The sequence below is a fragment of the Nocardioides jejuensis genome (assembly GCF_004337475.1).
Lineage (GTDB): Bacteria > Actinomycetota > Actinomycetes > Propionibacteriales > Nocardioidaceae > Nocardioides > Nocardioides jejuensis.
In genome coordinates, this window is the sequence record NZ_SJZJ01000030.1 from 26,659 (window position 1) to 37,119 (window position 10,461).

Below are 10,461 nucleotides of genomic sequence, written 5' to 3' on the forward strand. Positions count from 1 at the left end.
CGCCTCACAGCTTCAGCAGGTTGGCGTCGTCGACCGAGGCCGAACGGCGGGTGCGGAACAGGGTCATGATGATCGCGAGGCCGACCACGACCTCGGCCGCGGCCACCACCATCACGAAGAAGGCGGCGATCTGGCCGGTCAGGTTGCCGTGGTAGCGGGCGAACGCGACGAGCGCCAGGTTCGACGCGTTGAGCATCAGCTCGACGCACATGAAGACGACGATCGCGTTGCGCCGGATCAGGACGCCGACGCAGCCGATCGTGAAGAGGATCGTGCTGAGCACGACGTACGGGCCTACCTGGAAGCTCTCCATCACGCCTCCCCCTTCGAGTCCGAGACGAGGCGTTCGATCGCCTTCACGTCCTTGGGCGGCGCCTGGTCGTCGTGGCGGCCGACGAGGGTGCGGTTGAGCGAGAGCTCGCTCGGCGTGCCGTCCGGCAGCAGGGCCGGGGTGTCGACGGCGTTGTGCCGGGCGTAGACACCGGGGGCCGGGAGCGGGCCGAGGTGGCGACCGGTCTCGGCGTACTCGCGGACGCGGCGGGCAGCGAGCTCGCGCTGGCCGGCCTTCGGCTCGAGGCGCTCGCGGTGCGCGAGCACCATGGCGCCGACCGCGGCGGTGATCAGCAGCGCCGAGGTGGTCTCGAAGGCGAGCACCCAGTCGGAGAAGAGCAGGTCCGCCAGTGCCGGGACGTTGCCGGCCTTGTTGGCGGTGGCCAGCCCGGTCGCCGTGCCGTAGCCGACCTGCCCGGCGGCGAGGCCGATGGTCAGCCCGAAGAGCGCGCCCACGATCAGCGCCGCGATGCGGTGCCCCTTGATCGTCTCCGTGAGCGAGTCGGACGCGTCGACGCCGACGAGCATCAGCACGAAGAGGAAGAGCATGAGGATCGCGCCGGTGTAGACGATGATCTGCACCGCGAAGAGGAACGGCGCCTCCAGGCTCGCGTAGAGCACCGCGAGGCTGATCATCACGACGGCCAGGAGCAACGCCGCGTGCACCGCCTTGCGGACGACGAGAATGCCGAGCGCGGCCACGACCATGATCGGGGCCAGGCACCAGAAGGCGATCATTCGGGGTCCCCGATCGACTCGGAGCGAAGCGAGAATTCGAGTGGGGTGGTCACGCGTCGCCCTCCTTCGCGGCGGCCAGCAGGGCGGTCAGCGACGACGTCTCCTCGACGAACTCGCCGCGGAAGTAGTTCTTCTCGTCGCCGTAGCGCGCCGGGTGGGGCGGCTGCTCCATGCCGGGCTGCAGCGGAGCCAGCAGGTCGGACTTCTCGTAGATCAGGTCGGCGCGGTTGTCGTCGGCCAGCTCGTACTCGTTGGTCATCGTCAGCGCGCGGGTCGGGCAGGCCTCGATGCAGAGTCCGCACAGGATGCAGCGCAGGTAGTTGATCTGGTAGACCGCGCCGTAGCGCTCACCGGGGCTGAACCGCTGGCTGTTGCCCTCGGCGTCGAGCTCGTCGGAGTTGTCCGCACCCTCGACGTAGATCGCGTCCGCCGGGCAGGCCCACGCACACAGCTCGCAGCCGACGCACTTCTCCAGGCCGTCGGGCCAGCGGTTGAGCTGGTGCCGGCCGTGGAAGCGCGGGGCGGTCTGCTGCTTCTCGAAGGGGTACTGCTCCGTGACCGGCTTCTTGAACATCGTCCGGAACGTCACGCCGAACCCGGCGACCGGGTCCCACAGGGTCTCCTTGGCGCCCATCAGCGGGTCGCCTCCTCTCCGAACACGAGTGGGGCAGCAGCACCGCGCACGGCACCTTCGCCGGGCAGCTGCGGCGTCGGGAACGCGCCGGGGCGCGGAGCCGACGGAGGGGCCACGACCTGGGCGGCCGCAGCCGATCCCTTCGCCGGCCAGAACGCCAGTGCCACACAGGCCACGATCGCGACCCCGGCGATCACCGGCAGCACCGGGCCGTTGAAGAACGAGTCGAACGTGCCCTCGTTGACGGCCACCCGCATCGTCGCGACCAGCAGGATCCAGACCAGCGAGATCGGGATCAGCACCTTCCAGCCGAACGCCATGAACTGGTCGTAGCGAAGACGCGGCAGCGTGCCGCGGAGCCACACGAAGAAGAAGATGAAGCAGAGCAGCTTGCCGAAGAACCAGAGCACCGGCCACCAGCCCTCGTTGGCCCCGGCCCACACCTGGGCGATGCCGAACGGCGCACGCCAACCGCCGAGGAAGAGCGTCGTCGCGAGGCCCGAGACGGTCGCCATGTTGATGTACTCGGCGAGGAAGAAGAGCGCGAACTTCAGGCTGGAGTACTCCGTGTGGAAGCCGCCGACGAGCTCGCCCTCCGCCTCGGGAAGGTCGAACGGCGCGCGGTTGGTCTCGCCCACCATCGAGATCACATAGATGACGAAGCTCGGCATCAGCACGACGCCGAACCACATCTTGTCCTGGGCCGCGACGATCGTCGACGTCGACATCGAGCCGGCGTACAGGAAGACGGCGACGAGGCTGAGGCCCATCGCGACCTCGTAGGAGATCATCTGCGCGCTGGAGCGAAGACCACCGAGCAGGGAGTACGTCGAGCCGGACGCCCAGCCGCCAAGGACGATGCCGTAGATGCCGATGCTCGCGATCGCCATCACGAAGAGGACAGCCATCGGCATGTCCGTGAGCTGCAGCGGGGTGCGGTGACCGAAGACAGTCACCTCCGGGCCGAACGGAATCACCGAGAACGTGAGGAACGCCGGGATCGCGGCGATGACCGGAGCCAGGACGAAGACCACCACGTCGGCGGCCTTCGGGATGATGTCCTCCTTCAGCGCCAGCTTCACGCCGTCGGCGAGGGACTGCAGCAGGCCGAAGGGGCCGTGCACGTTGGGGCCGATGCGGTGCTGCATGCGCGCGACGACGCGGCGTTCGAACCAGATGTTGAAGAGCGTGAGCAGCACGAGCACGAGGAAGATCGCGACGACCTTCCCGATGATCAGCCACCAGGGGTCCTTGCCGAACGCCGAGAGGTCCTCGGTCACGAGGGCGATCATCGCTGCACTCCCTTCACCGAGACCGAGCCGCCGGGGCCGCTCAACGTCGCGAGCACTCCCCCGGGCCAGGCGTTGGCCGGCACCCAGACAACGCCCTCGGGCAGGTCGGTGACCTCGACCGGGAGCGTGACCTGACCGCGGTCACCCGTCAGCGTCACCTCGGACGAGCCGCGCAGCATCTCGTGCGTCTCGGCGTTGATCCGGGCGACGGCCGGACGCTGCGTCTCGAGCAGTACGTCGGCGTCCTCGAGCAGCGACCCATGGCCCACGAGCTGCTTCCAGGTGGCGAGAGCGAGCTTGGTCTTGAGCACCTTGCGGGCATGCGCCGGCGCGACCGTGGGAGCAGCCGGGCGGGCGCCGTCCCAGGGGCCGACCTGCTCCATCTCGGCGCGGGCGCCGTCGGTGGTGCTGAACCCGAGCGTCGTCCCCATCTCGTCGGCGATGCCCGCAAGCACGCGGAGGTCGGCGAGCGAGCCGGGGACGTCGAAGATCTTCGCGAAGGTGCGCGGGCGCCCCTCCCAGGTGACGAACATGCCGGCCTTCTCCGTGGTCGGCGCCACCGGGAAGACGACGTCGGCCGCGCGGGTCACGTCGGTCTCGGTGAGCTCGAGGCTGACGACGAAGCCAGCAGCCTCGATCGCCGCACGGGCTGCGGCCGGGTCGGCGAGGTCGTCGAGGTCGACACCGCCGATGACCAGGCCGCCGAGCTCGCCGCTCGCTGCCGCGGCAAGGATGGCAGCGCCATCACGACCGTCGGTGGCGGGCAGGTGGGTGATGCCCCAGGCCTCACCGATGTCGATGCGCGCCGCCGGCTCCTCGACCGGGCGACCGCCCGGCAGCAGGTTGGGCAGGCAGCCGGTCTCGACCGCACCGCGGTCGCCGGCACGACGGGGGACCCACGCGAGCCGGGCACCCGACCGCGCCGCGAGGGCGGCCGCGGCGCTCAGGGCGCCGGGCGACGTCGCGAGACGCTCGCCGACGAGGACGATCGTGTCCTTGTCGACCTCGAGCGCAGCGATGGCGATGGCTTCCTCACCGGGAGCGGCCGGCACGAGGCGGCCGTTGAGCTTGCGGAGCCCGCGGCTCGCGAACGGCGCCACGGAGACGACCTCGAGTCCGGCCGCGACCGCCTTGCGCAGCCGCAGGAAGAGCGTGCCGGCCTCGTCCTCGGGCTCGAGGCCGAGGAGCAGCACGACGCGCGCGCGGTCCAGGTCGGCGTACGACACGTCGGAGGCGAGCGCGACCGTCGAGGCAAGGAACGCCGCCTCCTCGGCCGAGTGCGGCCGCGCACGGAAGTCGATGTCGTTGGTGCCGAGAGCGACGCGGGCGAACTTGGAGTACGCGTAGGCGTCCTCACCCGTGACGCGGCCGCCGGTCAGGACGCCGACGCCGCTGGCCGCCTTCGCCGCGGCAAGACCGCGTGCCGCGACGGTGAACGCCTCGGGCCACGACGCAGCGCGCAGCTCACCGGACTCCGCGTCGCGCACCAGCGGGTGCGTGAGGCGCGCGGCGGGTCGCTGGTAGCGGAAGGCGTAGCGGTCCTTGTCGGAGATCCACTCCTCGTTGACCTCCGGGTCGTTGCCGGCGAGGCGGCGTACGACCTTGCCGCGGCGGTGGTCGACGCGGATCGCCGCACCGCAGGAGTCGTGCTCCGCGATGCTCGGCGACGACACGAGGTCGAAGGGCCGCGCGCGGAAGCGGTAGTCGGCACTCGTCAGGGCACCCACCGGGCAGATCTGCACGATGTTGCCGGAGAAGTACGAGTCGAACGGCGCATCCGTCGCGGTGCCGATCTGCTGGCTCGCACCACGCTGGATCAGCGCGATGCCCGGGTCGCCCGGGATCTCCGCGGCGAAGCGGGTGCAGCGCTGGCAGACGATGCAGCGCTCGCGGTCGAGCAGGATCTGCGGGGAGATCGGGATCGGCTTCTCGAAGGTCCGCTTCACGCCCTCCTGAGCGGCGAAGCGGCTCTCGCCCTGGCCGTTGGACATCGCCTGGTTCTGCAGGGGGCACTCGCCGCCCTTGTCGCACACCGGGCAGTCGAGCGGGTGGTTGATGAGCAGCAGCTCCATGACGCCGCGCTGTGCCTTCTCGGCAACGGCGTTGGTCACCTGCGTCTCGACGACCATGCCCTCGGCACAGGTCAGCGTGCACGAGGCCTGCGGCTTCGGGATCGGGCGACCGTTGCCGCCGTCGGGCACCTCGACGAGGCACTGGCGGCAGGCGCCGACAGGTGCGAGCAGCGGGTGGTCACAGAACCGCGGGACCTGGACGCCGACCTGCTCGGCCGCCCGGATCACGAGCGTGCCCGCGGGCACCGTGACCGGCTTGCCGTCGATGGTCAGCGTGACCTTGTCCTTCTTCACGAGGTCGCTCATGCGTGCACCTCCTGGCTCTGGCGGCGGGGTGCCCACGCGGTCGAGGCCGCCGCGTCGAAGGGGCAGCCCCCGTGCTCGAGGTGCGCGAGGTACTCCTCGCGGAAGAGCTGGACCGAGCTGACGACGGGGCTCGTGGCACCGTCACCCAGCGCGCAGAACGAGCGGCCGGCGATGTTCTCGCACTGGTCGAGCAGCTGGTCGAGGTCGGCCTCGGAGCCGTTGCCGGCCTCGAGCCGGGTCAGCACCTGCACGAGCCACCAGGTGCCCTCGCGGCACGGCGTGCACTTGCCGCAGGACTCGTGCTTGTAGAACTCGCTCCACCGCAGCACCGCGCGGACCACGCAGGTGGTCTCGTCGAAGATCTGCAGCGCGCGCGTGCCGAGCATCGAGCCGGCCGCCCCGACGCCCTCATAGTCCAGAGGTACGTCGAGGTGCGCGTCGGTGAGCAGCGGCGTGCTCGAGCCGCCGGGCGTCCAGAACTTCAGCTGGTGTCCGTGGCGCACTCCCCCGGCCAGGTCGAGCAGCTCGCGCAGCGTGATGCCGAGCGGTGCCTCGTACTGGCCCGGGCGGGTGACGTGGCCGGACAGCGAGTAGATGACGAAGCCCTTGGACTTCTCCGTGCCCAGCCCGGCGAACCAGTCCGCCCCCTTGCCGATGATCGCCGGGACCGAGGCGATCGACTCGACGTTGTTGATGACCGTCGGGCGCGCGTAGAGACCCGCCACCGCCGGGAACGGCGGACGCAGGCGCGGCTGGCCGCGACGGCCCTCGAGCGAGTCGAGGAGCGCGGTCTCCTCACCACAGATGTACGCCCCGGCACCGGCGTGGACGATGAGGTCTACCCCGGCCGGGCTGTCCGGGCCGAGGTGCCCGGCGGCGTACGCCTCGGCGACGGCGGCGCGCAGCCGGCGGATCACGTGGAGGACCTCGCCGCGCACGTAGATGAAGGCCTGCTTCGCGCGGATCGCGTAGCTGCTGATGATCACACCCTCCACGAGCGTGTGCGGCGACGCCATCATCAGCGGGATGTCCTTGCAGGTGCCCGGCTCGGACTCGTCAGCGTTGACGACGAGGTAGCGCGACTGCGGATCGTTGTCGTCGTACGGCGGGAGGAAGCCCCACTTCATGCCGGTCGGGAAGCCGGCGCCGCCACGGCCGCGGAGGCCGGAGTCCTTGACCGCCGCGACGACCTCGTCGGGCGTCTTCGTCAGGGCCGTCGCGAGCGCCTGGTAGCCACCCTGTGCCGTGTAGGCGTCGAGCGTCCAGCTGCGGTCGGTGCCCCAGTTGGCGGTCAGGACGGGCGTGATCGGACTCGTCACTGGTCACCGTCCAGGGTGCGCAGCCCGGCCAGCGATGCCTCGCCGGCGGACGGGCCCTCGTCGGCGCGGCCGTCATCGAAACCGGCGAGCACGCGCTCGGCCTCACGCCAGGAGCAGATCTTCGCGCCGCGGCTCGCGGTCACGGTCTTGCCCGCACGCAGGTCGTCGACCAGCTGCTTCGCCGACTCCGGCGTCTGGTTGTCGAAGAACTCCCAGTTGACCATCACGACCGGCGCGTAGTCGCACGCCGCGTTGCACTCGACGTGCTCGAGGGTGACCTTGCCGTCGGTCGTCGTCTCGTCGTTGCCGACCTGCAGGTGCTCCTTGAGCTCGGCGAAGATCTGGTCGCCGCCCATCACCGCGCAGAGCGTGTTGGTGCAGACGCCGACGTGGTGCTCGCCGACCGGCTTGCGCTTGTACATCGTGTAGAACGTCGCGACGCCGCTCACCTCGGCGGCGGTGAGCCCGAGGATCTCGGCGCAGGCGTTGATGCCGTCGGCGGTCACGCGGCCCTCGGTCGACTGCACGAGGTGGAGCATCGGCAGCAGGCCCGAGCGCTCCTGCGGGTAGCGCGCGGCGATCTCCTGGAGCTCGGCGTACGTCGTGGCGTTGATCGTCATCGGTCAACACCTCCCATCACGGGGTCGATGCTCGCGATCGCGACGATGACGTCGGCGACGGCGCCGCCCTCGCTCATCACGCTCGTGGCCTGCAGGTTGGTGAAGCTGGGGTCACGGAAGTGCACGCGGTAGGGGCGCGTGCCGCCGTTGGAGACGACGTGCGCACCCAGCTCGCCGCGCGGGCTCTCGACCGGGACGTACGCCTGCCCGGCGGGCACGCGGAAACCTTCGGTGACGAGCTTGAAGTGGTGGATCAGCGCCTCCATCGACTCGCCCATGATGTGGCGGATGTGGTCGAGGGAGTTGCCCATGCCATCGGCCCCGATCGCGAGCTGGCTGGGCCAGGCGATCTTCTTGTCGGCGACCATCACCGGAGCGCCCTCGAGCCCGGCGAGCCGGGCCGCGGCCTGCTCGACGATCCGGAGGCTCTCCTCCATCTCGGCCAGCCGCACGCGGAAGCGGCCGTACGCGTCGGCCGTGTCCCAGGTGATGACGTCGAAGTCGTAGTCCTGGTAGCCGCTGTACGGGCTCGTCTTCCGGAGGTCCCACGCGTAGCCGGCGCTGCGAAGCACCGGACCGGAGATGCCCAGCGCGAGGCAGCCCTCGAGGTCGAGGTGGCCGACGCCCTCGAGGCGGGCCTTGAAGATCGGGTTGGCGTTGCACAGGGCGGCGTACTCGGGGAGGCGCTTGCGCATCAGCGCGACGAACGAGCGGATCTCGTCGAGCGCGCCGGGCGGGAGGTCCTGCGCGACGCCGCCCGGGCGGATGAACGCATGGTTCATCCGGAGGCCGGTGATCAGCTCGAAGAGGTCCAGGATCAGCTCGCGCTCGCGGAAGCCGATCGTCATGACCGTGAGCGCGCCGATCTCCATGCCGCCGGTGGCGATGCAGACCAGGTGGCTCGAGATCCGGTTGAGCTCCATCAGGAGGACGCGCATGACCTGCGCCTTCTCCGGGATGTCGTCTTCGATGTCGAGAAGCCGCTCGACGCCGAGGCAGTACGTCGCCTCGTTGAAGAACGGCGAGAGGTAGTCCATGCGGGTGCAGAACGTGACGCCCTGGACCCAGCTGCGGAACTCCATGTTCTTCTCGATGCCGGTGTGCAGGTAGCCGATGCCGCAGCGGGCCTCGGTCACCGTCTCGCCCTCGAGCTCGAGGATCAGCCGGAGCACGCCGTGGGTGGACGGGTGCTGCGGCCCCATGTTGACGACGACGCGCTCGCTCGCGTCGGGGTTGAGCTCGTCGGTGAACTGGTCCCAGTCCTGGCCGCCGACCGTGAAGACACGGCCCTCGGACGTCTCGGTGCTGCTCGCGTATGCGTCGCTCATCAGTTGTAGGACCTCCGCTGGTCCGGCGGCGGAACGGTGCCGCCCTTGTACTCGACCGGGATGCCGCCGAGGGGATAGTCCTTGCGCTGCGGGTGGCCCGGCCAGTCGTCGGGCATCTGGATGCGCGTGAGCGCCGGGTGCCCGTCGAAGAGGAGACCGAAGAAGTCCCATGCCTCGCGCTCGTGCCAGTCGAGCGTCGGGTAGATCGCCACGCAGCTCGGCAGGTGGCGGTCACTGTCGGGCGTGGTTGTCTCGACCCGGATCCGCCGGTTGTGGGTCATGCTCAGCAGGCTGTAGACGGCGTGCAGCTCGCGGCCCGTCTCGTCCGGGAAGTGCACGCCGCTGACGCCGGCGCAGAACTCGAAGCGCTGCTCGTCGCGGAGCTTCTGCAGGGCTTCGCGGAGGTTGCCGCGCGCGACGTGGAATGTGATCTCGCCGCGGTGGATCACCACGCTCTCGAGCAGGCCGTCGAGGCTGTCAGCGACGAGGTCGAACCAGCCGCCGTACGGACGCTCGGCCTGGCCCGGGAAGACGATCGGCGCGACCAGCCCCCCGTAGCCGCTGGTGTCGCCGGAGCCCTGCGTGCCGAACATGCCGCGGCGTACGCCTGCGGTCTCACCGGTCGTCGCGGGCTGCGTGGAGGGAGCCTTCTCGATCTCGTCACTCACCGCGCATCAGGCCCTTCATCAGGCTGGTCGGGGTGGCGATGAGGCCCTGCTCTTCGAGCTCGAGGACCTGCTTGGTGCGGTTGGCGCCGAGCTTCGCGTGCTGGACCTGGTCGTGGAGCTTGAGGATCGCGTCGATCAGCATCTCCGGACGCGGCGGACAGCCGGGGAGGTACATGTCGACCGGGACGACGTGGTCGACGCCCTGGACGATCGCGTAGTTGTTGAACATGCCGCCGGAGCTCGCGCAGACGCCCATCGCGAGCACCCACTTCGGCTCGGCCATCTGGTCGTAGATCTGGCGCAGGACCGGGGCCATCTTCTGGCTCACGCGGCCGGCCACGATCATCAGGTCGGCCTGGCGCGGGCTGGCCCGGAAGACCTCCATGCCGAAGCGGCCGAGGTCGTACTTCGGGCCACCGCTCGTCATCATCTCGATCGCGCAGCAAGCCAGGCCGAACGTCGCCGGCCAGAACGCCGCCTTGCGCATGTAGCCGGCCAGCCCCTCGACCGTCGTCAGCAGCACTCCGCTGGGGAGCTTCTCCTCGAGACCCATCTGTGTTTCCTCAGTCCCAGTCCAGGCCGCCGCGGCGCCATACGTAGGCGTAGGCGACGAAGACCGTCGCCAAGAAGATCGCCATCTCGGCCAGCCCGAACCAGCCGAGCGCGTCGAGGTGGACCGCCCACGGGTAGAGGAAGACGATCTCGATGTCGAAGACGATGAAGAGCATCGCGACGATGTAGTACTTCACGGGGAAGCGGCCGCTCAGCGCGTTGGGTGTCGGCTCGATGCCGCACTCGTACGCGTCGACCTTGGCGCGGTTGTATCGCTTGGGGCCGGTGAAGCTGCTCATCACGACCGAGAAGATCGCGAATCCTGCCGCCAGCACCGCCAGTGCCAACACCGGGACGTAGAGCTCCACACACCCTCCTGCGCGCTTGTGAATCCATTCACTTGAGTGGCCCGGCTCACACTGTACGACCCAGGGGGTGACGTCAACAGGCCACCCCGCCAACGTGTCCAGATCGCCCGGAATCCTTGCGCTGCAGGGCGTACGCCGCCGCGGAACGCGCTCCGCGGCGCACCGGGAAGGCCGGCGCGGCGGGTGGCGCGCGGGTCGGCGGCGCAGCGGCGAGGCGAGCGGGTCGGCGGCGCA

General features: G+C 69.9%; 11 protein-coding genes. All 11 read right to left on the reverse strand.

What is annotated here, in order from left to right; genetic code table 11:
- Positions 1-4 precede the first annotated feature (4 nt).
- From nuoK to EPD65_RS14520, 11 genes are read right to left on the reverse strand one after another with little or no spacing between them, the layout of a single operon-like run.
- Entirely contained in the window at positions 5-313 is a 309-nt protein-coding gene (nuoK, locus tag EPD65_RS14470) for an NADH-quinone oxidoreductase subunit NuoK (RefSeq protein WP_131585354.1), read from the reverse strand.
- Positions 313-1,068, reverse strand: coding sequence for an NADH-quinone oxidoreductase subunit J (locus EPD65_RS14475; RefSeq protein ID WP_131585356.1), 756 nt, complete (start codon positions 1,066-1,068; stop codon positions 313-315). Before EPD65_RS14475 ends, nuoK begins: the two co-directional genes overlap by 1 nt.
- A gap of 49 nt (positions 1,069-1,117) precedes the next feature.
- Positions 1,118-1,702 carry an NADH-quinone oxidoreductase subunit NuoI gene (nuoI, locus tag EPD65_RS14480; protein WP_131585358.1) on the reverse strand — a complete coding sequence of 195 codons (585 nt, stop codon included), beginning with the start codon at positions 1,700-1,702 and terminating at the stop codon, positions 1,118-1,120.
- On the reverse strand, positions 1,702-2,994 hold the full coding sequence (nuoH, locus tag EPD65_RS14485; protein ID WP_131585360.1) for an NADH-quinone oxidoreductase subunit NuoH: 1,293 nt from the start codon (positions 2,992-2,994) through the stop codon (positions 1,702-1,704). The genes nuoI and nuoH overlap by 1 nt, the downstream gene beginning before the upstream one ends.
- A complete protein-coding gene (locus EPD65_RS14490; protein WP_131585362.1) occupies positions 2,991-5,372 on the reverse strand; it encodes an NADH-quinone oxidoreductase subunit G in 2,382 nt (793 codons plus the stop codon). The genes nuoH and EPD65_RS14490 overlap by 4 nt, the downstream gene beginning before the upstream one ends.
- The gene (nuoF, locus tag EPD65_RS14495; RefSeq protein ID WP_131585364.1) at positions 5,369-6,691 is read right to left on the reverse strand and encodes an NADH-quinone oxidoreductase subunit NuoF; all 1,323 of its coding nucleotides are present in this window, start codon (positions 6,689-6,691) and stop codon (positions 5,369-5,371) included. The genes EPD65_RS14490 and nuoF overlap by 4 nt, the downstream gene beginning before the upstream one ends.
- A complete protein-coding gene (gene nuoE / locus EPD65_RS14500; RefSeq protein WP_131585366.1) occupies positions 6,688-7,311 on the reverse strand; it encodes an NADH-quinone oxidoreductase subunit NuoE in 624 nt (207 codons plus the stop codon). The genes nuoF and nuoE overlap by 4 nt, the downstream gene beginning before the upstream one ends.
- On the reverse strand, positions 7,308-8,639 hold the full coding sequence (locus EPD65_RS14505; protein WP_131585368.1) for an NADH-quinone oxidoreductase subunit D: 1,332 nt from the start codon (positions 8,637-8,639) through the stop codon (positions 7,308-7,310). The genes nuoE and EPD65_RS14505 overlap by 4 nt, the downstream gene beginning before the upstream one ends.
- The gene (locus EPD65_RS14510; RefSeq protein ID WP_131585370.1) at positions 8,639-9,307 is read right to left on the reverse strand and encodes an NADH-quinone oxidoreductase subunit C; all 669 of its coding nucleotides are present in this window, start codon (positions 9,305-9,307) and stop codon (positions 8,639-8,641) included. Before EPD65_RS14510 ends, EPD65_RS14505 begins: the two co-directional genes overlap by 1 nt.
- Positions 9,300-9,860, reverse strand: a complete 561-nt coding sequence (locus EPD65_RS14515) for a NuoB/complex I 20 kDa subunit family protein (protein ID WP_131585372.1) — start codon at positions 9,858-9,860, stop codon at positions 9,300-9,302. The genes EPD65_RS14510 and EPD65_RS14515 overlap by 8 nt, the downstream gene beginning before the upstream one ends.
- 10 nt (positions 9,861-9,870) lie before the next feature.
- Positions 9,871-10,227 carry an NADH-quinone oxidoreductase subunit A gene (locus EPD65_RS14520; protein WP_131585374.1) on the reverse strand — a complete coding sequence of 119 codons (357 nt, stop codon included), beginning with the start codon at positions 10,225-10,227 and terminating at the stop codon, positions 9,871-9,873.
- Positions 10,228-10,461 lie beyond the last annotated feature (234 nt).

Coding starts and splice junctions, on each gene's coding strand:
- nuoK (WP_131585354.1), bottom strand. CDS start 313: ATGGAGAGCTTCCAGGTAGGCCCGTACGTCGTGCTCAGCACGATCCTC.
- EPD65_RS14475 (WP_131585356.1), bottom strand. CDS start 1,068: ATGATCGCCTTCTGGTGCCTGGCCCCGATCATGGTCGTGGCCGCGCTC.
- nuoI (WP_131585358.1), bottom strand. CDS start 1,702: ATGGGCGCCAAGGAGACCCTGTGGGACCCGGTCGCCGGGTTCGGCGTG.
- nuoH (WP_131585360.1), bottom strand. CDS start 2,994: ATGATCGCCCTCGTGACCGAGGACCTCTCGGCGTTCGGCAAGGACCCC.
- EPD65_RS14490 (WP_131585362.1), bottom strand. CDS start 5,372: ATGAGCGACCTCGTGAAGAAGGACAAGGTCACGCTGACCATCGACGGC.
- nuoE (WP_131585366.1), bottom strand. CDS start 7,311: ATGACGATCAACGCCACGACGTACGCCGAGCTCCAGGAGATCGCCGCG.
- EPD65_RS14505 (WP_131585368.1), bottom strand. CDS start 8,639: ATGAGCGACGCATACGCGAGCAGCACCGAGACGTCCGAGGGCCGTGTC.
- EPD65_RS14515 (WP_131585372.1), bottom strand. CDS start 9,860: ATGGGTCTCGAGGAGAAGCTCCCCAGCGGAGTGCTGCTGACGACGGTC.